24 protein-coding genes and 2 pseudogenes are annotated in these 23,227 nt (G+C 72.1%); 14 read left to right on the top strand and 12 right to left on the bottom strand.

Annotated elements, in window-relative coordinates:
- The first annotated feature begins 142 nt into the window (after positions 1-142).
- Positions 143-589 carry a hypothetical protein gene (locus ACIRFL_RS12300; protein WP_404026998.1) on the top strand — a complete coding sequence of 149 codons (447 nt, stop codon included), beginning with the start codon at positions 143-145 and terminating at the stop codon, positions 587-589.
- Between the two features lie 514 nt (positions 590-1,103).
- On the opposite strand, the gene ACIRFL_RS12305 is transcribed toward ACIRFL_RS12300, so the two are convergent.
- On the bottom strand, positions 1,104-2,495 hold the full coding sequence (locus ACIRFL_RS12305) for a cystathionine beta-synthase (protein WP_404027000.1): 1,392 nt from the start codon (positions 2,493-2,495) through the stop codon (positions 1,104-1,106).
- Between the two features lie 161 nt (positions 2,496-2,656).
- On the opposite strand from ACIRFL_RS12305, the gene ACIRFL_RS12310 reads away from it, so the two are divergent.
- On the top strand, positions 2,657-3,682 hold the full coding sequence (locus ACIRFL_RS12310; RefSeq protein WP_404027002.1) for an SGNH/GDSL hydrolase family protein: 1,026 nt from the start codon (positions 2,657-2,659) through the stop codon (positions 3,680-3,682).
- A 391-nt stretch (positions 3,683-4,073) separates the two neighbouring features.
- On the opposite strand, the pseudogene ACIRFL_RS12315 reads toward ACIRFL_RS12310, so the two are convergent.
- A pseudogene (locus ACIRFL_RS12315) lies at positions 4,074-4,265 on the bottom strand (cysteine--tRNA ligase); the annotation flags it as partial.
- Positions 4,266-4,467: 202 nt separating this feature from the next.
- Here ACIRFL_RS12315 and ACIRFL_RS12320 point away from each other — a divergent pair.
- Together ACIRFL_RS12320 and ACIRFL_RS12325 are read left to right on the top strand one after the other, a co-directional pair.
- Entirely contained in the window at positions 4,468-5,688 is a 1,221-nt protein-coding gene (locus ACIRFL_RS12320) for an acetyl-CoA C-acetyltransferase (RefSeq protein WP_404027005.1), read from the top strand.
- 285 nt (positions 5,689-5,973) lie between these two features.
- Positions 5,974-6,768, top strand: a complete 795-nt coding sequence (locus tag ACIRFL_RS12325) for a hypothetical protein (RefSeq protein WP_404027006.1) — start codon at positions 5,974-5,976, stop codon at positions 6,766-6,768.
- A gap of 66 nt (positions 6,769-6,834) precedes the next feature.
- Here ACIRFL_RS12325 and ACIRFL_RS12330 read toward each other — a convergent pair whose 3' ends face one another.
- Entirely contained in the window at positions 6,835-7,146 is a 312-nt protein-coding gene (locus ACIRFL_RS12330) for a hypothetical protein (protein ID WP_404027008.1), read from the bottom strand.
- 99 nt (positions 7,147-7,245) lie between these two features.
- Between ACIRFL_RS12330 and ACIRFL_RS12335 the strand changes: the two genes are divergently transcribed.
- Entirely contained in the window at positions 7,246-7,476 is a 231-nt protein-coding gene (locus ACIRFL_RS12335; protein WP_121890605.1) for a DUF4287 domain-containing protein, read from the top strand.
- Positions 7,477-7,543: 67 nt separating this feature from the next.
- On the opposite strand, the gene ACIRFL_RS12340 is transcribed toward ACIRFL_RS12335, so the two are convergent.
- A complete protein-coding gene (locus ACIRFL_RS12340; protein WP_404027011.1) occupies positions 7,544-8,410 on the bottom strand; it encodes a Bax inhibitor-1/YccA family protein in 867 nt (288 codons plus the stop codon).
- Positions 8,411-8,633: 223 nt separating this feature from the next.
- Entirely contained in the window at positions 8,634-9,233 is a 600-nt protein-coding gene (locus ACIRFL_RS12345) for a CGNR zinc finger domain-containing protein (protein WP_404027014.1), read from the bottom strand.
- A gap of 176 nt (positions 9,234-9,409) precedes the next feature.
- Between ACIRFL_RS12345 and ACIRFL_RS12350 the strand changes: the two genes are divergently transcribed.
- A complete protein-coding gene (locus ACIRFL_RS12350; RefSeq protein WP_404027327.1) occupies positions 9,410-10,579 on the top strand; it encodes an MFS transporter in 1,170 nt (389 codons plus the stop codon).
- 173 nt (positions 10,580-10,752) lie between these two features.
- Positions 10,753-11,265, top strand: coding sequence for a DUF3592 domain-containing protein (locus tag ACIRFL_RS12355; RefSeq protein WP_404027017.1), 513 nt, complete (start codon positions 10,753-10,755; stop codon positions 11,263-11,265).
- Between the two features lie 20 nt (positions 11,266-11,285).
- Here ACIRFL_RS12355 and ACIRFL_RS12360 read toward each other — a convergent pair whose 3' ends face one another.
- From ACIRFL_RS12360 to ACIRFL_RS12370, 3 genes are all read right to left on the bottom strand, one after another.
- On the bottom strand, positions 11,286-11,831 hold the full coding sequence (locus ACIRFL_RS12360; protein ID WP_404027018.1) for a sigma-70 family RNA polymerase sigma factor: 546 nt from the start codon (positions 11,829-11,831) through the stop codon (positions 11,286-11,288).
- Between the two features lie 187 nt (positions 11,832-12,018).
- Complete coding sequence (locus tag ACIRFL_RS12365; protein WP_404027021.1) at positions 12,019-12,984, bottom strand: hypothetical protein; 966 nt, start codon at positions 12,982-12,984, stop codon at positions 12,019-12,021.
- The gene (locus tag ACIRFL_RS12370; protein WP_404027023.1) at positions 12,963-13,451 is read right to left on the bottom strand and encodes a hypothetical protein; all 489 of its coding nucleotides are present in this window, start codon (positions 13,449-13,451) and stop codon (positions 12,963-12,965) included. The genes ACIRFL_RS12365 and ACIRFL_RS12370 overlap by 22 nt, the downstream gene beginning before the upstream one ends.
- 967 nt (positions 13,452-14,418) lie before the next feature.
- Between ACIRFL_RS12370 and ACIRFL_RS12375 the strand changes: the two genes are divergently transcribed.
- The 6 genes from ACIRFL_RS12375 (at position 14,419) to ACIRFL_RS12400 (ending at position 18,258) form a co-directional block, all read left to right on the top strand.
- Positions 14,419-14,775 (top strand): hypothetical protein, encoded by a 357-nt coding sequence (locus ACIRFL_RS12375; protein WP_404027025.1) that lies wholly within the window; start codon positions 14,419-14,421, stop codon positions 14,773-14,775.
- A complete protein-coding gene (locus ACIRFL_RS12380; protein ID WP_404027028.1) occupies positions 14,772-15,056 on the top strand; it encodes a hypothetical protein in 285 nt (94 codons plus the stop codon). Before ACIRFL_RS12375 ends, ACIRFL_RS12380 begins: the two co-directional genes overlap by 4 nt.
- A gap of 106 nt (positions 15,057-15,162) precedes the next feature.
- Positions 15,163-15,453, top strand: a complete 291-nt coding sequence (locus ACIRFL_RS12385; protein WP_404027030.1) for a hypothetical protein — start codon at positions 15,163-15,165, stop codon at positions 15,451-15,453.
- Between the two features lie 16 nt (positions 15,454-15,469).
- A complete protein-coding gene (locus ACIRFL_RS12390; RefSeq protein ID WP_404027031.1) occupies positions 15,470-16,216 on the top strand; it encodes a hypothetical protein in 747 nt (248 codons plus the stop codon).
- A 1-nt stretch (position 16,217) separates the two neighbouring features.
- Positions 16,218-17,480, top strand: coding sequence for a hypothetical protein (locus ACIRFL_RS12395; protein WP_404027033.1), 1,263 nt, complete (start codon positions 16,218-16,220; stop codon positions 17,478-17,480).
- A 151-nt stretch (positions 17,481-17,631) separates the two neighbouring features.
- Complete coding sequence (locus tag ACIRFL_RS12400) at positions 17,632-18,258, top strand: SCO6880 family protein (RefSeq protein WP_404027035.1); 627 nt, start codon at positions 17,632-17,634, stop codon at positions 18,256-18,258.
- Here ACIRFL_RS12400 and ACIRFL_RS12405 read toward each other — a convergent pair.
- The 4 genes and pseudogenes from ACIRFL_RS12405 to ACIRFL_RS12420 all read right to left on the bottom strand — a co-directional run.
- Positions 18,242-18,733 (bottom strand): annotated as a pseudogene (locus tag ACIRFL_RS12405) (MvdC/MvdD family ATP grasp protein); the annotation flags it as partial. The gene ACIRFL_RS12400 and the pseudogene ACIRFL_RS12405 overlap by 17 nt on opposite strands.
- Positions 18,730-19,041 (bottom strand): putative ATP-grasp-modified RiPP, encoded by a 312-nt coding sequence (tgmA, locus tag ACIRFL_RS12410; protein WP_404027330.1) that lies wholly within the window; start codon positions 19,039-19,041, stop codon positions 18,730-18,732. The pseudogene ACIRFL_RS12405 and the gene tgmA, both read right to left, overlap by 4 nt.
- A 162-nt stretch (positions 19,042-19,203) precedes the next feature.
- A complete protein-coding gene (locus ACIRFL_RS12415; protein WP_404027037.1) occupies positions 19,204-19,377 on the bottom strand; it encodes a hypothetical protein in 174 nt (57 codons plus the stop codon).
- A 1,559-nt stretch (positions 19,378-20,936) separates the two neighbouring features.
- Entirely contained in the window at positions 20,937-22,181 is a 1,245-nt protein-coding gene (locus ACIRFL_RS12420; RefSeq protein ID WP_404027040.1) for a helix-turn-helix domain-containing protein, read from the bottom strand.
- A 540-nt stretch (positions 22,182-22,721) separates the two neighbouring features.
- Here ACIRFL_RS12420 and ACIRFL_RS12425 point away from each other — a divergent pair.
- The gene (locus ACIRFL_RS12425; protein WP_404027043.1) at positions 22,722-23,084 is read left to right on the top strand and encodes a DUF1304 domain-containing protein; all 363 of its coding nucleotides are present in this window, start codon (positions 22,722-22,724) and stop codon (positions 23,082-23,084) included.
- The last annotated feature ends 143 nt before the right edge of the window (positions 23,085-23,227 follow it).

Genomic DNA, 23,227 nt, shown 5'->3' on the forward strand with positions numbered 1-23,227 from the left:
CGGTCCGACAACCGCTCACCCGCAGGCGCCTTGACCTGCCCCACCCTCGCCATACGAAGGACAACGAGCCACAGCCACTTAAGTCACCGGCATTGGGGCTAGCCCCAGTGCGGCGGGCGACCGGGCACCCTACGGTGCCCGTATGACCGGAATCGAGGCGCGGGACGCCGACCTGAAGAAGGAACTCGACGCCACCCTCCAGGCGCGTCGGGAACTCGGTGAGGAGTACGAGTCCGCGCTGGTCGACTCGTTCCTGGAGAAGGTCGACCAGCGCATCGACGGCGCGGTGGAACGCCGGATGCGCAGACAGTTCGCCGAGCAGCAGATGCAGATCGCGCGGGGCTCCCGGTCGCCTACGCCGACCGACTCCTGGGGGGAGCGGTTCGGGTTCGGCATCGTCTCGCTGGTGCTGGCGATCCCGCTGTCCGCGATCGGCGGCGGCGTCGGCCATCTGCCCGGTCTGATCGCCACCTGGGTGGGCATCGTCGGCGTCAACGCGGTCCAGGCGGCCCGCACCACCCCGGGCCTGTTCGGCCGGCTGCGCCACCGCTCGGGCTCGTCCTCCGGAGACGACGCCTGGGAGGAGTGACGGCCGGCCGGGCCACGCCCCGGGTCACGACGACGCGCCGGGGCACGCGCGAAGCAGGCCGCGGACCGGCACCCCGGGGGAAACAGGCGCACCGGGCACACCGAAGGAAAGAAGCGCACCGGGCACCCGGAGGACAGAGGCGGACCAAGTACGCCGTAAGAAGGACGCGCACCGGGTACGCCGGGAGAGAGGTGTGCGCGGGGACCGCCGCACCCCCGTTGCCGGGGGGCGGGACGACGGCGGTCCCCGCGAAGGACGCGGGCCGGGTCAGGGCCGGGCTTGCGCGTCCGTGGCGTCCATGGAGGTCCGGGAGCCGCTCCGGAGGTCCTTGGCGCCGTACGGCGCCGGCCGGGGCGGGGAGCCGCTCCCGCCCTGCCGACACCCACCAATGTGCCGGACGCGTGTTAAGCGGGTGCTGCGCGCACGTGACGCGCTCGTACCACTTCCGAAACGGCTGCGAAGCCGCCGGTCACCGCACGTTCGCCGCCGACACCGGCGGTTCACCGGAGATTCGCTACTGCTTTCCGCTCTTGGCGAGAAAGGCCAGCAGGTCCTGCCGGCTGACCACACCGGTCGGCTTGCCCTCCACGAGGACGATCGCCGCGTCCGCCGCGCCGAGCACCGACATCAGATCGGCGACCGGCTCGCCGGACCCCACCTGGGGCAGCGGGGCGCACATGTGCTTCTCCAGCGGGTCCTCCAGCGAGGCCCGCTTGCTGAACAGGGCGTCGAGCAGTTCCCGCTCCACCACCGAGCCCACGACCTCCGCGGCCATCACGTCGGGATGACCGGCGCCCGGCTTGACGACCGGCATCTGGGAGACGCCGTACTCGCGCAGCACCTCGATGGCCTGGCCGACGGTCTCGTCCGGGTGCATATGGACGAGGGAGGGGATGTGACCGCCCACCTTGTCGTTGAGGACGTCGCCGACCCGGGCGCTCGGGCCCTCGTCCTCCAGGAAGCCGTAGTCGGCCATCCACTCGTCGTTGAAGATCTTGCTGAGGTAGCCGCGGCCGCTGTCGGGCAGCAGGACGACCACGACGTCGTCCGGGCCCAGCCGCTCGGCCACCCGCAGCGCGGCCACCACCGCCATGCCGCAGGAGCCGCCGACCAGCAGGCCCTCCTCCTTCGCCAGCCGGCGGGTCATCTGGAAGGAGTCCTTGTCGGACACGGCGACGATCTCGTCGGCGACGGTCCGGTCGTAGGCGGTCGGCCAGAAGTCCTCACCGACGCCCTCGACCAGGTACGGGCGTCCGGAGCCGCCGGAGTAGACGGAGCCCTCCGGGTCGGCGCCGATCACCTTGACCCGGCCGTCGCTGACGTCCTTCAGATAGCGGCCGGTGCCGGAGATGGTGCCGCCGGTGCCGACGCCCGCCACGAAGTGGGTGATCCGGCCGTCGGTCTGCTGCCACAGCTCGGGCCCGGTCGAGTGGTAGTGGGAGAGCGGGTTGTTGGGGTTGGAGTACTGGTCCGGCTTCCAGGCCCCGGGGGTCTCGCGCACCAGCCGGTCGGAGACGTTGTAGTAGGAGTCCGGGTGCTCGGGCGCCACGGCGGTCGGGCAGACGACCACTTCGGCCCCGTACGCCCGCAGCACATTGATCTTGTCGGTGCTCACCTTGTCCGGGCACACGAAGATGCACCGGTAGCCCTTCTGCTGGGCCACGATCGCCAGGCCCACGCCGGTGTTGCCGCTGGTCGGCTCGACGATGGTGCCGCCCGGCTTCAGCTCACCGCTCTGCTCGGCGGCCTCGATCATGCGCAGGGCGATGCGGTCCTTCACGCTGCCGCCCGGATTGAAGTACTCCACCTTGGCCAGGACGGTGGCCCGAATGCCCTTGGTCACGCTGTTGAGCCTCAGCAGCGGGGTGTTGCCGACGAGGCTGATCATCGAGTCGTGGAATTGCACCGTTGTCTCCGGTTGCTTGCACAAAGAAGTGGTCGTAGTGGTGCCGTCAGCCTAAGGCCGGCGGACCTGCCCGGGCTGGCGTTCACTCGCTGTTGAGATTGGCGGACAGGCAGTACGGGGCAAGGAGTGGATGTAGGGCTACGAGGAGGTGGCGGCGACGCATGACGAGCATGTCGAGGGCGAGGGTGGCCCGGCGGATCGCGGCCGGCGCGGCGTACGGCGGCGGCGGGGTCGGGCTGGTCGGCGCGGCCGCCGTGGGCCTGCTGCTGGCCGAGGTGCAGCTGGCCAAGCGGCACGTGGGCAACGGCACCGCCGACCGGGTCCCGTCGGCGGAGGGCTTGTACGGCCGGGGCTACGGGGTGCCCGGCGAGCCGCCCCTCCGGCTGGCCATGCTCGGGGACTCCACGGCGGCGGGCCAGGGCGTGCACCGGGCGGGCCAGACGCCGGGCGCGCTGCTGGCGGCGGGTCTTGCGGCCGTGGCCGAGCGTCCGGTGGAGCTGCGGAACGTCGCCCTGCCGGGGGCCCAGTCGGACGACCTGGACCGTCAGGTGAGCCTGGTGGTGGCCGTGGGGGCGCCGGTACCTGACGTGTGCGTGATCATGATCGGCGCGAACGATGTGACCCACCGGATGCCGCCGACGCGTTCGGTCAGGCATCTGTCGGGGGCGGTACGGCGGCTGCGTACGGCCGGTGCCGAGGTCGTCGTGGGCACCTGCCCCGACCTGGGCACCATCGAGCCGGTTCAGCAGCCGCTGCGCTGGCTGGCGCGGCGTGCCTCGCGGCAGCTGGCGGCGGCCCAGACGATCGGGGTGGTGGAGCAGGGGGGCCGCGCGGTGTCGCTCGGCGATCTGCTCGGCCCCGAGTTCGCGGCGAACCCGCGCGAGCTGTTCGGCCCGGACAACTACCACCCGTCCGCGGAGGGCTACGCCACGGCCGCGATGGCGGTGCTGCCGACGGTGTGCGCGGCCCTCGGCCTGTGGCCGGCGGACGAGGAGCGCCCGGACGTGTCGCGGCGCGAGGGCTTCCTGCCGGTGGCCCGTGCGGCGGCGGAGGCCGCGGACGAGGCGGGCACCGAGGTCACCGCGGCCATGCCCACGGGCCCACGCGGCCCCTGGGCCCTCCTCAAACGCCGCCGCCGTCGCCAACTCACAGAACCGGACCCCACCCCCACAGCCCAGCCCTCCTAACCCTCACGCCCCCAGCGGGGGGCCGGGCCGCATGCGGGGGCTCGCGGAGTGGCCGGGCCGCGTACGCAGAACCCCGGGGCGGCCACGTCGCGTGCACGCCGTCGCGAGTAGCCCGGGCCGCGTACGCAGAATCCCGGGGCCGCCCCGCATGCGCAGGGTCCCGAGAGTGACCGCGCCGCGTACGCGGGTCCCGGAGGTGGCCGCCCGGCGAGCGCAGGATCCCGGGGACAGCCCCGGCCGCGTACACGGTGGCCGCACCGCATGCGCAGAGGCCCGGGGGTAGCCGCGCCACGCGCGCGGGGCCTCGGGGGTAACCGCACCGGGCACGCGGGGGCCCGGGACAGCCCCGGCCGCGTGCGCGGCGGCGTGAGTGGTCCGGGTCTCGTGCGCAGAGGAGAGCGTGGACCGCCTTGGCGGGCCGGGCCGCGGCGGCATTCTCGTCGGCGGCGGCGAGGGCCGGGGTGCCCTGCCGGACGGTGGCGCGCACGACCGCGAGGGCACTCGGGGCGCCTGGGTCGTCATCCATCGCCTTGGTGAAGACGAGCGGGACCTCGGCCGCGGACTCGATCACTCCCCCGCCCTCTCCGTCACGCGCTGCAAGCGATGCGCGAGGGCCGGGACAGCCCCCGGTCGCGTGCGGGGGGTTTTCGGCTGGGCCCAGCGGAGCGGAAAGCAAGCGCTTAGAAAATTGCGGTCTGTTTCACATGGCGCCGCCGGTGACCGTGACCGTACGGGCAGGTAGCTTCGCAAGGAGCCCTGCCCATCCGTACGCCAATGGAGCCGTGATGCCCGAAGCCGTCATCGTCTCGACCGCCCGCTCCCCCATCGGCCGCGCCTTCAAGGGCTCGCTGAAGGAACTGCGCCCGGACGACCTCACTGCCACGATCATCCAGGCCGCCCTGGCGAAGGTCCCCGAACTGGACCCGAAGGACATCGACGACCTCATGCTCGGCTGCGGCCTGCCCGGCGGCGAGCAGGGCAACAACCTCGGCCGGATCGTCGCCGTACTGATGGGCATGGACCACCTGCCGGGCTGCACCGTCACCCGCTACTGCTCCTCGTCCCTGCAGACCAGCCGGATGGCCCTGCACGCCATCAAGGCCGGCGAGGGCGACGTGTTCATCTCGGCCGGCGTCGAGATGGTCTCGCGGTTCGCCAAGGGCAACTCCGACAGCTGGCCGGACACCCACAACCCGGTCTTCGCCGAGGCGGAGGCCCGCACCGCCGCGGTCGCCGAGCAGGAGGGCACGAGCTGGCACGACCCGCGCGAGGACGGCCTCGTCCCAGACGCCTACATCGCGATGGGCCAGACCGCCGAGAACCTGGCCCGCCTGAAGGGCATCACCCGCCGGGACATGGACGAGTTCGGCGTCCGCTCGCAGAACCTCGCCGAGGAGGCCATCAAGAACGGCTTCTGGGAGCGGGAGATCACCCCGGTGACGCTCCCCGACGGCGCGGTGATCAGCAAGGACGACGGTCCGCGCGCGGGCGTGACCATGGAGGGCGTGCAGGGCCTCAAGCCGGCCTTCCGCCCGGACGGGCTCGTCACCGCCGGCAACTGCTGCCCGCTGAACGACGGCGCCGCCGCGGTCGTCATCATGTCCGACACCAAGGCCCGCGAGCTGGGCCTGACCCCGCTCGCCCGGATCGTGTCGACCGGCGTCTCCGGGCTATCCCCCGAGATCATGGGCCTCGGCCCGGTGGAGGCCTCCCGGCAGGCGCTGCGCCGCGCCGGCCTGAGCATCGACGACATCGACCTGGTCGAGATCAACGAGGCCTTCGCCGCCCAGGTGATCCCCTCCTACCGGGAACTCGGCATCGACCTCGACAGGCTGAACGTCAACGGCGGCGCCATCGCGGTCGGTCACCCCTTCGGGATGACCGGCGCCCGTATCACCGGCACGCTCATCAACTCGCTCCAGTGGCACGACAAGCAGTTCGGTCTGGAGACGATGTGTGTCGGCGGCGGCCAGGGCATGGCCATGGTCATCGAACGCCTCAGCTGAACCCGCGGCCGGTCCCGCACGGTGACCGGCCGGAAACCCAACGTGACTGCACGGACCCGGTGTTCGAGGACGTTCCGAACGCCGGGTCGATTTGTGATCCAATCTCCCCCAGGATGTGACCTATCTCCCTTCCGGGAGATATCCCGCAGGTCAGAGCGGTTGTGGAGCTATACCCCGGACCCAAAGTCCTGTCCGTTTCGTGACGTTACGCACTGACAGCTGGTTAGTCCACCCTTCAAGCTGATGTAGGAAGTCGGGGGTCGACTTTGAACCGGGAGTACGTCAGTGAGCGCCATGCCGATCGCCCTGCTGCTCACCACGGCCGCCACGGGCGCCGTGGGCGTCGCCGTCCTGCGCACCGTGCTCGTCCTGCGCCGCCAGGTCACGGCCCTGCACACTCAGCTCGCGGAGAGCCAGGCAGCCGCCACGCGCGCGCTGCTGCCCGGCGCCCGCACCACCACCGAGACCGAGCAGATACGTGCCGCCGTCGCCGAGGCGCTCGCCGAGGAACGGGAGCGGGAGCTGGCCGAGGCGCGTGCCTTCTGGGCCGCGCAGGAGGCACGGGACGCCTCCGACGCGCCCTCGCTGCTCGGCCTGGCCGACAGCGAACCGTTTCTGCCCCGGCAGTCGGACTTCGCGGGCCTGGAGCCGGTCGCCGAGCCGGTGACCGAGCCGACGACGGACACCGACGAGTTCGCCGGTGAGTCCCCGGAGCTGGCCGCGGCCCGCCGCCGGCACCCCTCGCATCCGGAGTTCGTGCCGGTGCACTCACCGGTCGTCAACGACCATGAGCGCACCGCGTCCACGCTGGAGGAGCTGGCCGAGTCCGGCGTCAAACTGACCGATGTCCGCCCCGGTCCCCTCGGCACCCTCGACGTCTATGTCTTCGCCGACGGCACCACCCTGTGCATGACGCCGGGTCACCGCGAGACCGCGGAGCGTCTGGCGGCGTTCCTGCGCTGCGGGGTGGCGCCGGTCCTGCTGGGCGGCTCGGGCATCTCGGGCGCCTACACCCTGACCTTCGCGTGCGGCGAGGAGACCGTGTACATCCTGGCCGACCGGGTCATAGCGTCCCTGTAGCCCTCTGGTCCTCGGGTATTCCGAGCGCGGAACGCCTCGTAGCAACCGGCAGGCGCCGTACGCCGCTCACACGCCCGCGCGCTGCCGGGCCTCGTCGACCAGGCGTACCGCCTCCGCCACCTCCGCCTCGCTCGTCAGCACCAGCGCCAGATCGTGCCCGGCCACGGTGATCTGGTCCGCGGCGGCGAACATGCCGGCGTCCGGCATCTGCCGCGGCTGTGCCGAGGGGTCCTCGATCCGCTGGGCGCGCACCGCCAACTCCCTTGCCAGACCCAGCGCCTCGGCGGCGGCGCTGCGCTGCAACCGGCTCTGCGGAGCCGCCCGCAAACGGTCGGCGAAGTGATCCACTGCACGGGTCAGGGGCGTCGTATCAACCACGCCGTGAGCGTAACGCGTCCTACCTGGAGTGTTGCCAACACGCCAACGCTCAGGCACGGTGACGTGAAGGACCGGCTTCGAATGCGTCCGGAGGCGCCGATGTCCCAAGTCTTCTCCGAAGAGACCCATCGCAATCTGCTCGCCCGCATCCCCCACTGCACCGGTCGTGAAGTCTCCGACTGGCTGCGCACCGTCGAGGAAGGCCCCGCGCTCTTCCGCTTCGAGGAGAAGGTCAGCTGGCTCCGTCAGGAGCACAACCTCGCATACGGCCATGCCAAGGCGCTTGTTCATGAGTACGACTTGAGGAGGGCCGCGCGCAAACTGCTCTAGGCGCGCACATCCGGAACGTCGAAAGGGCCCCGGGACGAACCCGGGGCCCTTCGCTGCCGCCGTGCGGCTAGTCGTTGCTACTGAAGATCGCGACCAGCCGCAGCATCTCCACGTAGATCCACACGAGGGTCATGGTCAGACCGAACGCGGCCAGCCACGCCTCGTTGCGCGGGGCGCCATAGGCGATGCCGTCCTCGATCTGCTTGAAGTCGAGGGTCAGGAAGAACGCGCCGAGCAGGATCGCGATGATGCCCACGATCGCGCCGAGCGGGCCGAAGCTGCGCAGGCCGCCGTCCTCGGCGACACCGAAGGCCACCAGGAGCAGGTTGACCGCCATGACCGCCACGAACGCCATCGCGATCACGAGGCCGATGCGGGCGTAGCGGGCGGTGACCCGGATCCAGCCGGCCTTGTAGACCAGCAGGGTCGCGCCCGAGACCGCCATGGTGCCGAGCACCGCCTGGAACGGGGCGCCGCTCCACCGGCTGTTGTACATCTCGCTGATCACGCCGAGGAAGACGCCCTCGAAGGCGGCGTATCCCAGGATCAGCGCGGGGGACGGGGTGCGCTTGAAGCTCTGCACCAGCGCCAGGACCATCGCGATCAGCGCGGCGCCGATCGCGAGACCGAAGCTGCCGGACGAGACCGGCAGCAGGGTCCAGGCGAGGACGGCACCGACGGCGACCACGCCGAGCGTGGTGGCCGAGCGCAGGACGACATCGTCCATCGTCATCCGGCCGGTGGTGGCCGGGGCCTGCGGCGGGGCGCCGTACTGCTGGTCCTGCTGGGCGTAGGGGTTCGTCGCGTACGGGTTGCCGCCCTGGGCGTAGGGGTTGCCCGGCGCGTACCCGGCCTGCGGCGCGGTGTTGAAGCCCGCGTAGCCGTTGTCGCGGCTGAACCCCCGTCGCGAGAAGACCGGGTTGCTGCTCCTCATTTCACTCCTCCATGGCCGCCCTGCGCGGCCTTGGCTGCAAGAGTAATAGGTTGGCAAAGGATTGACCCTAGTACCTAGGGAGGATCTTTCCCAGCCGTGCTGCGCAACACGCTATCGGGCGGCCTCATTCCCGGCCATGGAGGGCTCCGTTCCATGACGGTTCCGCTACTCGGGCGAAACCGGCCGGAGACAGACCGCACTGGGCCGGTCGTGGCAAGGCGCCCTAGGTCTGGTCGGTGGCGTCCGGTGCCGCGGCGGCACGGGCGCGGTGGGCCGCCACGCGTTCGCGGGTCGCGCAGCGGCGGGAGCAGTAGCGGCGTTCGGGGCCGCTGCCCTGCGTGATGAAGACGTTGCGGCAGGCGGGCGACGCGCAGACGGCGCCGGGCGGCCGCTGGCGGTCCCAGACGAGGACGGTCAGGGCCATGCAGGACGAGGCGAGGAACCACTCGTCCCAGGGGCCGTCGTCGGCGCGGTCGAGGTGCGGGTGCCAGGGCGTGCCGCCGCCGTGCGAGGTGAGCCGGAGCCGTCCGGTGTGCGCGCGCAGGAGGCGGTTGAGCGCGGCGGCGGCGGCATCGGTGTCCGCGGCGGCGAAGACCTCCCGCAGCCGAGCGGCGGCGACCCGCATCCGGTCGACGTCCCGAGGCGTCAGGTCGAGGGGGCCGTCCTCGCCGTGGGCGCGGAGCACCCGGGCGACGGCGGCGGGGTCGGGGGCGTCCGGGGTCAGCGTGTTGACCAGGGCGGCGGTGCGGCGCGCCGTGCTCAGCACGGAGTGCCGGGTGGACCAGTCGTCGGGGGTGTCGGACACCCGCCGACTGTAACGCATATTGAGAAGTTTTGGGTTACCTGCGTAACGTCTCACGAATGACAAAGCGTTACGTGACGCGTGGCCGGGCCCGCCGCGGAACGGCCGCGACAACGACCTGGGCGACAGCCTGGGGAGCGGTTTGGGGAACGGCATGGGGAGCGGCTTGGAAAACGGCGTCCCATCACGCCGGGGCGCTGGCGGCCCGCACCGGGGACGAGATGTCGGGGCCCGCGCTGATGCTGGCGGGGCTCGCCCTGACCGGTTCGGCCGCCGCCGGTGCCGCGCTGCTCGCGGGCATCACCGTCGCGGCGGCGGTGGGCGGCCCGCTACTCGGCGCGCTCCTGGACCGGGCGGCGCGGCCCGGCCGGCCGCTGGCCGCGGCGCTCGCGCTGTACGCCGCCGGTCTGGCCCTGGTCCTGCTGGGGCTCGGCCGGCTCCCGTTCGCCGTCAGCGTGCTGCTCGCGGTGGTCACCGGGCTGCTCGGCCCGGCGCTGTCCGGCGGCTGGACCGCCCAGCTGCCCCACGTCGTACCGGCCGGCCGGCTGCCCCGGGCGAACGCGCTCGACGCCATGACGTTCGGCGCGGCGAGCCTGGCCGGGCCCGCCCTCGCGGGCGGCACGGCGGCGGCACTGGGTGCGCCGACGGCCGTCCTCGTCGCTGTGGCGCTGATCGGTGCGGCGGTGCCGGCGGCGTGGCTGCTGCCCGCCCGTCCCGGTGCGGCACACGGCCCGCGGGCCGCCTCCCCGTCCGTCGGCATCACGGCCGGCATGCGGGCCGTGGTGGGCAGCCGCCGGCTGGCCCGGGCCGCTCTCGTCTCGGTCGTCTGCTGCGTCGGGCAGGGCATGCTGACGGCCTGTCTCCCGCTGCTCGGCGCACGCGTCCTCGGCGGAGCCGGCCGCGGCACGGCGCTGCTGTCCTGCGCGGCGGCCGGCGCCCTCGCCGCCAACGTCCTGCTCGCCCGTTTCCCGCGCGCCGTGACCCCCGATACGATCCTGTGGACCACCGCCCTGATCCAGGCGTCCGCGCCGGCCCTGGCCGCGCTCTCGCTGACCGCGTCCGGCGGCCCGGCGCTGCTGGTGACGGCGGCGATCGTGACGGGACTCGCCGAAGGTCCGGCGCTGACCGCGCTGTTCGCGGTGCGCCACCAGGAGGCGCCGGGCCATCTGCGCGGCCAGGTCTTCACGACCGGCGCCAGCCTGAAGATCACCGCGTTCGCCCTGGGCGCGGCCCTCGCCGCCGTCCTGCCGCCCCGCTCCCTCGCCCTCACCCTGACCCTGGCGGCGGCCACGTCCGCGGCGGCGGCCCTGGCGTACATCGCCCTCCAGGACCGGGCCCATAAAGCCCCGTCGGACTCCGCCCGCTGACCGGCGAACGGGCCGACGGACCGGCTCCGGGGGACGGCCGGCGCAGAACGCACGGGATTTCCCGGATAAAGCTCCGCACGGCGGGGAGGACAACCCCGGGGCACACGCGGCCGAGGCCGCCCGGTGCGAGGTGGGTCAGGAGGGGCCGTGGCTCAAGGGTCGGGTGGGAGCCGGTGAGCGCACGGCCGCGCCGGGCCGGTGCGCGGGCGCGGTTCGCCGGGAAGGTCGCGGGCGGGGTGGCCCTGGCGGCCGTGACGGCGCTGCTCGCCGTCCTCGGGTACGGGTTCGCACGCAGCGGACTGGACGGGCTGCACGAGGCCTCCGCGGTCGCGGCGCACGGCCAGTCGGTCGACGGGACCGTCCTGGCGAAGGACGAGGTGGCCGGGCCCCAGGGAAGCCGCACCAAGCGGATCGAAGTGCGCTTCACCACCGCCGACGGGACCCCGTACCAGTTCTGGGAGGGCGGCGACGCGGACGTCGGCGACACGATCCGCGTCCACTACCTGCCGGGGCGTCCCGAGACGGCGAGCACGCACTCCGCGACCGGCAACCGGGTGGGGTACGGCATGCTCGTCCTGCTCGGGCTCGCGCTCATGATCTTCATGCCGCTGCCGGCCCTCAGACTCGGCCGGGAAGCTCTCCGCGGCATCCGACGGGCGCGGCGCCAACGGGCGGCAGCGTACTGACACCGCCTCGGTCCGGGGTGTCAGTGGGCTCCCCGTTGCTCCAGGGCCGACCGCAGGCTGCGCAGGGCGTAGTACACACGGGACTTGACCGTGCCCTGGGGGACGCCCAGGTCCTGGGCCGCCTGATGGGTGGTGCTGTCGGCGAAGAAGGTGGCCTCAAGTGCCTCTCGATGGGCCGGAGTCAGGGAGTTCAGTGCGTCGTGCAGGACGATGGACGACAGCATGCGGTCGATGTCGTCCGCCTCGGCGCCCAGGTCGGTCAGCCAGGTCGCGCCGCTGACTTCCTGAGGCCTGGCCATCTTCGTGCGGTGGGCGTCGATGACGAGGTTGCGGGCCACCCGGAACATCCACGGGCGTACCGCCATGCCCTCGTCATCGACCAGGTTCTGCTTGCTCCAGCAGCGCAGCAGCGTCTCCTGGACGATGTCCTCCGTCCGGTGCGTGTCCCCGCCCAGCATGCGCAGCACATACGCGTAGAGCGCCGGGCCGTGTTCCACGTACAGATCACGCAGCGCGCGCTCCTCGGGGGATATCGCGCCTGCCGAGCCTATGACCATCACGTTCATCGTGTGCTCCTGCTCCTTGGGATGACCGGCCCCCAGTGGGGTTTCGCGGGCCGGGGCCTTCGGGGCAGGGGAGTGTTCCGATGCGTGTTCCACGTTCGGTTGACGGTCGTTGTACGGCGCCGTGGACCCGCTGGTCGCCGTGCTCCTGGCGGCTGCCGCGCCGTGCTCGGCCCGCCTCAGGCCAAGCTCAAGGCGTCCTCAAATCGCTCTGGACGTACGCCTCCAGCTCGGCCACGTGGCCGCGCACCCGGTCCGCCAGTTCCGTGTGGCCCGGCGGCAGTCGGCCCTTGCTGTGCAATCTGTCCCACATGTGCAGCAGTTCGTAGCCGTGGACCGCCGCCGCCCTGTCGTCCTCCAGGCGCTGCCAGGCCGCCGCCGCCCTCGCCACGTCCTCCGGGGCGCGGTGGTCCCCCGCGCCGCAGCGGATCCTCGCCACGGTCAACGCCAGGACCGTCGCGGCTCGGTGGTCGCCGCGCAGGTGGGCCAGGTACGCCTCCACCGACCGCGCCTCCAGCGCGTGCGGGTGCCGCGCGCCCGACCTGCTCGTCACGCTCTCGCTCAGCGCCGTCGCGTCCGCGTACGCCTCGTCCAGTCGGCCCGTCCGCGCCAACTCGTTGATCTTCGCTATGCGTTCGGCCAGGTCCTTCGACACGTCCACGGCCGGTGGCGGCGCCGCTGACCCGGCCGCTGCCACCCTTGCCCGTGGCGGGGGCGGTGCCGCGTGTGCCGCCGCCGTCGCCCTGGCCCGGGCTACCGCCTGCGCTATCGCCGACCTCTGGGAAGGCCCCGGCTCCGGCCCCGGCTCCGGCTCCGGCCCCGGCTCCGGCCCCGGCTCCGGCCCCGGCCCCGGCTCCGGCTCCGGCTCCGGCTCCGGCTCCGGCTCGATCGTCCCTGGCGGTTCGTCCTCCGGCATCAGGACCCTGCTCGAACCGTCCGGTGACACCTCCAGGACGAAGTACGTGGCCCCTGCGGTGTCGTTCACCGTGGCCTGCACCGGGGTGCCGTGGACCTCCGCGTGGCGCTGGAGTTCGTCCAGTACCGCCTCGTGCATCGAGTCACCCGGTGCGGCCACGACCGGGCGGCCGTCGATCTCCGCCCGGCCCTCGTCGGAGATGTGCACGTCGAAGCGGGTCATGGGCGGCCTATCGCCCATGGGGTCGTCTCCCTGGACTCCGTCGGGGTGGGGGTCACGCCGGGGGTGGCGCCGGCCGGGGGCGCGGCCACGCCCGCGTACTTCGCGAACTGGGCGCGCACCTCGGCGACATAGCCCAGGGCCTCGTTCGTCTGCGGTACGCCCTTGGCCTCCAGCACCGCGTCCATGCCGACCTTGTACGCCGCCAGGGTGAGGTCGAGGACATTGCCGTCGGCCTTGGCCGTGTCGAGCGCGTTCTGCGCCTCCTTGGCCAGGTCGCACATGTAACGGCCCTGCGCCCGGATCGAGTCCGTGTCGTCCTCGGCGGAGACCTTGCCGTTGTCGTCGTCGTCCTTGCCGTACTTCTCGAAGACGGCGGGCGGCAGCTGGGAGATGCCCTTCTCGCCGTCGGGCCGACCATCTTGGAGTCGTATCCGGACGCGAACTCGATCTGCGAGACGATGACGACCGGGCCGATGGTGTCGCACTCCTTGCCGGCGTCCTCGATGGGCTGCACCAGGTCCTCGGGGACGGTGCTCTCCTCCAGCGGGTCCTTGCCGTCGCCCTGCATGATGCGCACCACGTCGTTGGCGATGGCCTCGTTGTCGGCGTCGCTGTGGCTTCCGCCGCCCCCGCCGAAGAGCAGGATCAGCGCGATGAGCGGGGCCAGCAGCACGCCGAGCCCACCGAAGATGATCACCACGACGGCGCCGCCCACCAGGACCACCGGCAACAGCATGCAGCCGAAGCCCAGAGCGGCCACCGAGGTGTTCCGTACGGTCTTCGCGACGCTGCCCTCACCGCCGTCGCCGCCCTTGTCTGCCATGTCCGCGCTCATTCGCGCCCGCCTTCTTCCCCTCACCTTGAACCGCTGCGCCCGGACGGCCCGTTGTGCTGTCCACCGAGCCCGGGACATCAAACGGCGCTCGGGGCAAAGAAGTTCAAACCGGTGGAAACCACATGAGTCAGAGCAGCGGACAGATGAGTCAGCAGGGGGGCGGGGCGCGCATGGGTACTCCTTCGATGACGCCGCCGGGGCCGCAGTCCTGGGTGCGCGGGCCCACATCCGGCCGCTCGGCGCCGGCTTCACCGGCGCCCCCTGCCCCCTCCTCGCCGGCGACGACACCCACGCCGTCACCGGCTCCGGCTCGCGCGACGCGCGCGACGCCTCGTACGGCGCCCGCTCCTGCCGCGGCCCCGCGTCCGGCCGCCGCCGCGCCGGCGCCCGCTCCCCCGCGGACCGTCGCTCCCCCGACCCGCTCCTCTCCTGCGTCCCCACCCGCGCGCCGCGCGTCCGGCGACGCCGGCTGGGGTGAGCCCCGGCGGCCCCGGACCACCGGACGGGCGCAGGGGCAGGGACGCGCGCGGACGCGGGCGCGGGACGAGATCGGGTGGGTCAAGGCGCACGGCGGTGCCGGGGCGTCCTCGCTGTGCGAACTGCTCGGCGGGGTCGACGTGGGAGCCCGCTGGCCGGAGCCCGCCCGGGGCGAGCCGGGCCGGATCGTGCTGGTCGGCCGGACCAGTGCGCGCGGTCTGCGGGCCGTGTCCCAGGCGCTGGGCGCGCTGCGCGACGGCGGCGCCCCGCAGGGGCTCGACCTGCTGGCCGTGGTGCTCGTCGCCGACGCCCCGGGGCGGCTGCCGCTCGGTCTGCTGCGCCGTATCCGGGTCATCCGGTCCGCCGTCCATGTGCACCGGGTGCCGTGGATCCCGGCCTGGCGCACGGGCGGCCGGCCGCGGACCCTGCCCCGGCAGCTCAGCACCCTCGCCCAACTGGTGGGCGCCGACATCCAGCGCGAGGAATCCCCGTCATGAACCGTCTGCCGCCGCACGCGTATCTGCTGGCCGACTCCTTCAACCCCAACGCGAACGGGGAGACCACCGACATCCTCGGGATGCTCGCCTGGTGCGCCACGGCCGCCGGGGTCGGCGGACTGATCATCGTCGGCATCCAGATGGCCGTCCAGCTGCGCCGGGGTGATCCGGGAGAGGGCGGCGAGCACTACCGCGGTGTCTTCTTCGTCGCCCTGGCCAGCCTCCTCGCCACCTGCGCGGGACCGCTCGTCGCCGCCCTCGGGGACCTGTCGCTCCACTGACCCGCGGCGGGACGCCCCCGCCTCCCTTGCGTACCGCCCGCCTTCCCTACCGCTCACCACCCGCGTCCGCCGCCCGGCGGACGCCGACCCACCCGGAGAATCCCCGATGTCCTCCTCACTGCTGTACAAGACCTCCACCCTGCTCGCCTCGGAGGTGCCCAACCCGACGCGGGAGGCGCCCAGCGAGCTGACCGACAAGGTCAACATCGTGCTCGGCATCGCCGCCTGGGCGGGTACCGCCGCCGGTGTCGCCGGTGTGCTGATCACCGGCGCGATGATGGCCATCTCCCTGAAGCGCGGCGAGAGTTCGGAGCACATGAGCCGCCTCGGCATGGTGCTCGGCGGCTGTGTGCTGGTGGCCACCGCGGGTCCGCTGATCTCGTTCGTCTTCAACTGAACGGGCGGCCTTCGCGATGTTCACACGCAGGCAGCGGCGGACCGATGATTCCGAGCCGTACTGGCGGCAGCGCGGCTGGCAGTTGTCCGCCGGGTTCCTCGCCGTCGCCGTCGTGCTGGGCGGGTTCGCCGCGCTGGCCTCCGGCGGGGACGGCCGCGCAGGCGCCGCGGCCTCACCCGGCCCGCTGTCCGGCGCCCTCACCGAGGACGGCCGGCCCCAGGGCTGCCACACCGACGACAGCGCCGGTGTCACCCTGCCGAAGGCCGCGCCCAAGGACATCGACTGGCGCATGATCGGCGTCGTACGGGTGCCCGTCTCCGCGGCGGCCGGACCGACGCACGACGACGGCACACCCTGGTGGTGTTTCGCGCACACCGCCACCGGCGCGGTGCTGGCCGCCCATGTCATCACGGCCCAGATGGGCGAGTCCGGCTGGCGGACCGTGGCCGCGGAGCAGCTGGTACCGGGGCAGCCGCGCGACATGTTCGTGTTCCGTCGCTCCACCGTCGGGGACTCCGTCTCCGCGAACACGACGGACACATCGGCCGTCTCCACGTACGTCGGCTTCTCCGTGCCCTCGTACACGGGGAGCACGGCGCGGGTGAACCTGCTCATGCGGACCACCCAGGGCTATGCCGCGACCACCGTCAACCTCCGCTGGGACAAGGGCGACTGGAAGATCGTGCCGTTCAGCGACGGGTCCCTGTACGCACAGGTGCAGTCGGTGCAGAACACCCGCGGCTATCTGCTCTGGGAGGTCTGACATGCAGTGCTCGCAAGGCACCGGGGTGCCCGTCCTGGACGCGCTGGTCGGGTTCTTCAGCTTCCTGGGCGACCCCATCGGAACCATCATGAACGCCATCGCGGACTTCGTCCTGGCGGCCGCGATCACCGTGTTCGGAGCCCTGGCCACCGCCATACCGACCCTGTCGAGCGTCCAGTCGTCACAGAAGATCAATCAAGCCTCGCAATGGCTCGTGGTCTATATGGCGGTGGGCTCACTGCTCTTCGCCGCCTGCCGGATGGCGGTCGAGCGACGCGGCGACGCGGGCCGCACCGCGCTCAAGGGGATCCTCCGGGTCGTCCTCGTCTCCGGCGGCGCCACCACCCTCGTGTCGGCGGCGGCCGGCCTCTCGGACCGCTACTCCGACCACCTGTTCAAGGCGGGGGCGCAGGAACAGCTCGACCACATCGGCCAGTGCACGGACGGCGGCGGCATCCAGGCGTTCCTGCTGATGATCCTCGCCTTCCTGCTGCTGATCTCCGGGATCATCCACACCATCCTGCTCTACATCCGGCTCGGTGTGATGATCCTGCTGCTGGGCACCCTGCCGCTGGCCGCCGCCGCCTCGATGACCGAGTGGGGCGGCGGCTGGTGGCGCAAGCACCTCGGCTGGATGATCGCCTGGCTGCTGTACAAGCCCGCCGCGGCCCTCGTGATGTACGGCGGCGCGGTGATGCTCAACTCGGACGACCCCGTCAGCGTCAACGAACGCATCGCCGGGATCGGCGTGATGCTGCTGGCCGCCGTCTCGCTGCCCGCGCTGCTCAAGCTCATCGTGCCCGCCACCGCCGCCCTCGGCGGCGCCGGTGCCGTCTCCGGCGCGATGTCGACGGCCGGCGGCGCCCTCGCCTCCGGTGCCCGCTCGCTCGGCGGGGGCCTCAGCGGCGGCGGCAACAGCGGTCGGACCGGCGGCGCCGGCCCCTCCGGGGCGTCCGGGACGACCGGCGGCAGCGGTTCCGGCGGGACGTCCGGACGCGGCGGCCCGGCCGGGGCCGCGGGGACGGCCGGCTCTTCCGGCGCGAACGGTACGAGCGGCACGGGCCGTTCCGGGCCCGCGGGCGCCGGAGCCGGCGCCGGCGGAGCGGGATCGAGCGGTGCGGCAGCGGGCGCGGGCCGGGCGGCAGCCGCGGCCGGCCCCGTCGGCGCGGCCGTCGCCGCCGCGGCCACCGCCGCCAAGATCGTGGGCCGGGCCGCGTCCGGCTCACTGGACGGCGCCGACGGCGACCGGGGGCACAACTCCTGACGTCCGTCCGCGCCGTGACCGCCGCGCAGCCCCTTTGCGCCTCCCGTGAACGGCCGCCGGGCTCCCGACCCCCAAGGGAGCCCGGCGGTCCCGCGCACCACCCCCACCCTCGGTCCCCCGCACAAGGGGTACGAAAGGAGCCCGGACCCTCATGTCCGCAGAAGCCGTCACCCATCCCACCTACGGCAATTGGCGCCGGCCACGGCGGCCGGGGCTCGGGCCGCTCGGGCTCGTCGGCACCATCGGTGTCTTCGGCGGGCTCGTCATCACCCTGCTCGCCTCGCTGATCTCCCTGTACGTCGCCCTGGTGATCGCCGTACCGATCGCGCTGTTCCTGGCCCCGCTCGCCGTCCGCACCCAGGACGGGCGCAGCGTCTACCAGTTGGTGGCGCTGCGGATCGGCTGGTGGCGCCGCAAGGCCAATGGCTCGCACCTGTACGTCTCCGGCCCGTTGTCCGCCCGCCCGGGTGGCCGGTTCCGTCCGCCGGGCCTGCTCAACAAGGTGACCGCGAACGAGGGCCAGGACGCCTACGACCGGCCGTTCGGCGTGCTGCACCACCCGAACCGCAACCTCTACACCATCGTCCTGGCCTGCGAACCGGACGGCGGTTCGCTGGTCGACGCGGACCAGGTGGACGTCTGGGTGGCGCTGTGGGGCGAGTGGCTGGCCCGGCTCGCCCACGAACCCGGGCTGCGCGGCGCCTCCGTGATCGTGGAGACCGCCCCCGACCCGGGCACCCGGCTCGCCCACGAGGTGCTGCCGGGCCGTACCGCTTGATGAACGAGCGGGCCGCGTCGGGGTTGGAGGTGATCAGGGTGGGCGGCAGGCGGAACCCAGCCGCCGCCGCGGCGGCGAGACCGGAGGGTTTGAACTCGGCGTCGCCGATGCGGTGCGGATGGTTCACGTACAGGCAGCCGGGCAGGGAGGCCATGACGCCGCCGAGCCCGTAGCGGGCCTGCGTGACCGCGAAGCGGGCCGTTTGCTCATCGAGATGGGGGAACGTGAATCCGGACGGGCGGCGGTAGTACAGCGACCGCGCGTGCGAGAGGTCGGCCGTACGGGACGGCGTGGTCAAAGTGCCCGCGACGCCGTCTTCGGTGGTGATGGTGGCCGCGAACGACAAGGTGGCGGGGAAGTCCCCGGAGTCGAACCGCACGACCGGGACACCCCGGCCGTGCAGTTCGTCAATCACCAGGTCGGTCGTGGGGTCGTCCGTGTTGGTCACGACCAGGACCGGACCTGTGGGCGTCATTGGTCGTTGTCGTTCCCGGTGTCCTGGTCACCGCCGCCGCCCCCGCCCGGACCGGAGCCGTCGGACGGGTTACCGGTGTTGGTGGCCGGGTTCGTGCCGGTGCTGGTGCCGTGGCCAGGCATCATCACCGGCTGTCCGGCCGCGTCAAAGTACCGGGCGGTCTGGGTGACCGGGTCGAGTTCGACACGGGCATAGCCGGGCGCGAACGCGGGGTAGGGCGCCATGCGGCGCAGGCCCCACGGTACGGGTGTGTAGCGGCCGGACGGCAGCGGTGTCCCCGTCGGAAGCCGGTCAGAGTGTGCGAACAACATCGTCTCCTTGTCTGTCGGCTGTGCGGCACTTGCAGGCCCGGTCAGGGCGAAGTGGAGCAACGAGGCGGCCCAGCGGACGTTCAGCCGGGACGTGGGGCCCACCCGGGGCGGGGCCACGCGGGCGGGATGGGTGCCACGCGATGAGGTGCGGCCGGGCCCTCAGGCGACCGCTGTCAGCTCCGCGACCCGGGCGAACTCCTCCTCCAGGCGGTCGCGTCCGAGGGCCGCGAACTCGCGGTCCAGGTCCGCCGGTGTCACTCCGCGGAGTTCCACCATGGTGCGGACGGCCCGGACCCAGGGAGCCCACTCCGACCCGTACTTCACCTGCTCCATGTGACACCCCGGGATCGGCTGAAGCGTCACAGGGTGGTGGAGGGGACCGACCACACCCCACGCGGGCACACGCCTCGCCCACGCCGCCACGAACCGCCCACCCCGCAAGGCGTGGCAGAGCTGGATGGAGACCCCGGCGCACGGTACGCACACCGGCGGACTCGTCGTACGCTCCCCCTCCCGGACCGCGCCGACGCTGTCCCGCAGGAGAAACAGATGCGGGCCGTGCGGGTCCGCCGGCATGCGGGAGCAGACCTGGCACATCATGTTCAGCATCGCCCGACGCTGCCGGTACGGATGGACGTTCCGCAGCTGCGGGCTGCCCCGGCGCCGCTTCGGCCGCAGGGCGTACCTAGCCCACAGCACACCGAAGCTGTCCCGGTCGTACGGCGTTTCATCCGGGTACGCGATTCCCGGGACCATGCGGCGGCGGACGATCGGACACGACAGGAGCCGTTCCTCACTCCATCCGGCGATGTACGGGACAACACCTGGCGGTGCCGGAGGCAACACGATCGAGAACCTTTCTTTGTGGAGAAGAGGGTGGCGGCCCGCCGGCCCCCGCTGGGGAGAGTCGGGAGCGGGAAACCGGCGGGCACCTGGGGGGCTCCGGTCACTCCCTGGGGCGCGAGCGACCGGAGCCGGTCATGAGGTCAGCGGCCGATACCGGCCACGAGGGCACCCATGAGGACGGCCAGGACCAGCGCGTAGACGAACTGGCCCTTCGGACTGTCCGGCCTCATACGCATCGCCGCCGCTCTTCCCGAGCAGTCGCGGCTGAAGCGAGGTGGGCCTCCAGGCGCACGCCACCAGACGTGACCTCGGTGCAGACCAGGCCCCCCGTCTCCGGCTGGCGGCGCGGGATGAGCAGTAGCCCGCGGCTCGGACGCCCAACTGCTGGGCTGCGCTCGGCCGTGTCGGTCTTCACGGGGTTCCTCCTCTGCGGCTCGGGGCGTGCAGTCATGGCCAATCTGCGAGCGGACCAGGCGGTGAGCCTTGCGGCACGGGTCGCAGGCGTACAGGCCACGCGTGGCCGAGCCAGAGCCTGCGTCGTCTATCTGGATCAGTTGGATGCCGTCGGCGAACCGCTTGCACCACGAGCGCAGGGCACGCCTGGTAGTCGCCTGCACGGTCATCCTTGGCCCCAGTCGGCGAGGTGCAGCAGTTCCCTGTGGGTCGAGCAGGCGCGGGGGCCACGGCAGGTGGAGCAGGCGCGGGCGTGAAGGTCAGCGACCCGGCGGGCTTCAGCACGCACGCACATCGTGCAGCCGCGCGGGTACCAGCAGGCGCCACTCTCAGTGCCGGGCCGCCGCCGCGGGCCCAGGCTCACAATGGCGCCGACGGTCAGGGCGGCAGCGCACCAGACGCACGCCCGACCGCAGACCTGATCCTCGGTCAGGTCGCGGATCGGCTGCAGCGGTAACAGCTGGACTGCCTCCACGGTCGCGGTGATTCGTCTCACACCCGCGACCGTAGAAGCAGCCCGGCAGAGGGAACAGGCACGTTCCGTGGCCGGTGTGGAGCCGGTCACCCCACAACAGACACGGAACGTGGCCCTTCTACTGAGTGCCGAAGAACGCAGCCAGATCCCGCTGCTTCGACGTCAGCCGACGCTGCCTGCTCTTCCCCAGCACGTCATGGAACGTATCCGCTGCCATCCGCTGATGCCGCAACCACTCCGGCGTCTCGTCCAGCAACGACCACAAGATGTCCGTCGCCTCATCAGGACGCCGCAACATCGCATGCGCCTGAGCCACATCCAGCAGATGCCGACGCATGAACAGACGCCCCTTTCGGTCCGATGGCGCCGGCATACGCTCCGACAGCCTCAGCACTCGATCCGGCTTCTCCGCCACCAGTTGGTTCTCGATGCCCTGGAAGGCCACCGTCCGCCAGTCGAACCGTCCCCAGGACGACTCCGCAACTGCCTGTCTGCCGCCGAGCGCGGTGCCCGCGGTACGGCCAAGCCTCAGAATCTCCCGGGCTTCCTGCGGCCGGTTGTTGCGGGCCGCCGCGGCGCTTCCGTGCACCAGCAGCTTCCCCCACGCTCCTAGGGAGTGCCGAGTTGCTCGGGAGATCCGAGGCTCGACAGCGTCCGCAGTCGCGACGCTCACCTGTTCCGCCTCATCGAGACGCCCCTGCCGCATCAGCAGCCAGCCCTGCTGATACACAGCCGCAGCGACTCCGCTCATGTCGCCGATCCGGGCCGCGTCCTCGATGGCGTCCCGCAGCGCGGTCTGTGCGAGGTCGTAGGCACGCACCTGGGTGAGGTAGCGGCCGGCCATCTGAAGTACGTCGGAGCGGATCCCGATCGCTTCGGTGTGCTCGGGGCCGTTGTCGAAGTGCTTGACGGCAGAGTGGGCGGCGTGGACGAGGAAGGGGAGGAAGGCGGCGACGTGGCCGTAGTTGTCACGGTGGTAGGCGGTGGCAACTTCGGCCGCTGTGGCACGCAGCCTTTTGAGGTCTGGCTCTACCTGGAGGGTGGGGGTAAGGCGCCCGGTGTAGGTGATGGGTGGAGCGATGGCCTGCCGCAGGGGCATGAGGTCGATGTTGTCGTCGTCGCCGCGGGTGGTGGCGTGGGGGCCGCCTGGGTCGAACAGGGCGGAGGTGCGGACATGGAGGGCGCGGGCGAGTGCGTGATAGGTGTCGAGGCGGGCGGTGCCGCCGCGTTCGAGCTTCTTCACAACTCCGAGGCTGAGTCCGGCCTGTTCAGCGAGACGTTCTTGGGTGAGTCCGCTGGCGAGTCGGAGTTCTTTGAGTCGATCGCCTGGGCGCGTGGGCGTGGTGTCTGTGAGCTCGGGCATAGTGGACTCCCGTCCTGAACTGGACACTCAGAACGCTACTCCTCTGGACCCGCTAGAGGTTGCGGTAGCGCCCTCTGATTCAGCGCCTGGCGCCTGGTCAGAAGGGTGCTTCCGTTGTTGGCGCCCAGGCATGATGAGAGGGCCCCGCCGCCCGAAGGCAGAGGCGTGGTGGGATTCGGTCCCGCATTACGCCGGTTGGGGCCCGCGTTGTGCGCTTGAAAGGTGAAGTATCGGCGGCCCGCACAGCGAAAGTCTTAGGGGGCATAAGCGGTTGAGTAGGTACGGTCTTCCGCGCCGTCGGTTCCCCGCACCGCGCACGGAACTCGATGCTCCCGGCCCCACTTCGCTCGGCCCGTGCCACCCCGGCGTCGGCATTCTTCCGCTTTGCCGTTTATGCCATGCCGGAGCGGGTGCCGAGTTGTGCCCACCCGACGCCAGTAGGCAGGGGGCGTAGGCGGGCGTGCGCCGCTCGCACTCCCCGTACGGCAGGGGCCGCTGGTGGCCGAGCGGAGTGCGGGTGTGTATGTGAGTCTGGTGTGCATGTCGATCATCGCAACCGTCGTGGTGCTGCTCATCGCCGCGATCCACGTCTACGTTCTGGTCCTGGAGATGTTCTTGTGGACCGGTCCGCGGGCCCGGGCCGCCTTCGGGACCAGCGTCGAGTTCGCCTCCGAGACGAAGGCACTCGCGGCCAATCAGGGGCTGTACAACGGTTTCCTCGCCGCCGGGCTGGTGTGGGGTGTGGTGGCGTCCGACCCGGTGGGCTTCCAGGTGGAGGTGTTCTTCCTGACGTGCGTGGCCGTGGCCGGTGCGTACGGTGCCGCCACGGCCAGCCGGAGAATCCTCTTTGTGCAGACCGTTCCGGCACTGATCGGCCTGGGACTGGTGCTGGCCGCCCGCTGAGCGATGCCCGGCGAGGCGGGAGATACTGACGGCCCGTCAGTGATGGGTGGTGCCTCGGCTGTTGCCTGGTGGCGTCTGCGCTAGATGGACCAGCTCAGCAGCGGATCGCTGACACACCGCCGCGAACCAGGCCAGACCACCCC

The organism is Streptomyces sp. NPDC102462, from assembly GCF_044765425.1.
Classification (GTDB): domain Bacteria; phylum Actinomycetota; class Actinomycetes; order Streptomycetales; family Streptomycetaceae; genus Streptomyces.

Excerpts from the sequence above, each read along its gene's own strand:
- ACIRFL_RS12300 (WP_404026998.1), top strand. The coding sequence starts at position 143 with ATGACCGGAATCGAGGCGCGGGACGCCGACCTGAAGAAGGAACTCGAC.
- ACIRFL_RS12310 (WP_404027002.1), top strand. The coding sequence starts at position 2,657 with ATGACGAGCATGTCGAGGGCGAGGGTGGCCCGGCGGATCGCGGCCGGC.
- ACIRFL_RS12320 (WP_404027005.1), top strand. The coding sequence starts at position 4,468 with ATGCCCGAAGCCGTCATCGTCTCGACCGCCCGCTCCCCCATCGGCCGC.
- ACIRFL_RS12335 (WP_121890605.1), top strand. The coding sequence starts at position 7,246 with ATGTCCCAAGTCTTCTCCGAAGAGACCCATCGCAATCTGCTCGCCCGC.
- ACIRFL_RS12340 (WP_404027011.1), bottom strand. The coding sequence starts at position 8,410 with ATGAGGAGCAGCAACCCGGTCTTCTCGCGACGGGGGTTCAGCCGCGAC.
- ACIRFL_RS12345 (WP_404027014.1), bottom strand. The coding sequence starts at position 9,233 with ATGCGTTACAGTCGGCGGGTGTCCGACACCCCCGACGACTGGTCCACC.
- ACIRFL_RS12360 (WP_404027018.1), bottom strand. The coding sequence starts at position 11,831 with ATGAACGTGATGGTCATAGGCTCGGCAGGCGCGATATCCCCCGAGGAG.
- ACIRFL_RS12365 (WP_404027021.1), bottom strand. The coding sequence starts at position 12,984 with ATGGGCGATAGGCCGCCCATGACCCGCTTCGACGTGCACATCTCCGAC.
- ACIRFL_RS12380 (WP_404027028.1), top strand. The coding sequence starts at position 14,772 with ATGAACCGTCTGCCGCCGCACGCGTATCTGCTGGCCGACTCCTTCAAC.
- ACIRFL_RS12385 (WP_404027030.1), top strand. The coding sequence starts at position 15,163 with ATGTCCTCCTCACTGCTGTACAAGACCTCCACCCTGCTCGCCTCGGAG.
- ACIRFL_RS12390 (WP_404027031.1), top strand. The coding sequence starts at position 15,470 with ATGTTCACACGCAGGCAGCGGCGGACCGATGATTCCGAGCCGTACTGG.
- ACIRFL_RS12395 (WP_404027033.1), top strand. The coding sequence starts at position 16,218 with ATGCAGTGCTCGCAAGGCACCGGGGTGCCCGTCCTGGACGCGCTGGTC.
- ACIRFL_RS12400 (WP_404027035.1), top strand. The coding sequence starts at position 17,632 with ATGTCCGCAGAAGCCGTCACCCATCCCACCTACGGCAATTGGCGCCGG.
- ACIRFL_RS12415 (WP_404027037.1), bottom strand. The coding sequence starts at position 19,377 with ATGGAGCAGGTGAAGTACGGGTCGGAGTGGGCTCCCTGGGTCCGGGCC.
- ACIRFL_RS12420 (WP_404027040.1), bottom strand. The coding sequence starts at position 22,181 with ATGCCCGAGCTCACAGACACCACGCCCACGCGCCCAGGCGATCGACTC.
- ACIRFL_RS12425 (WP_404027043.1), top strand. The coding sequence starts at position 22,722 with ATGTCGATCATCGCAACCGTCGTGGTGCTGCTCATCGCCGCGATCCAC.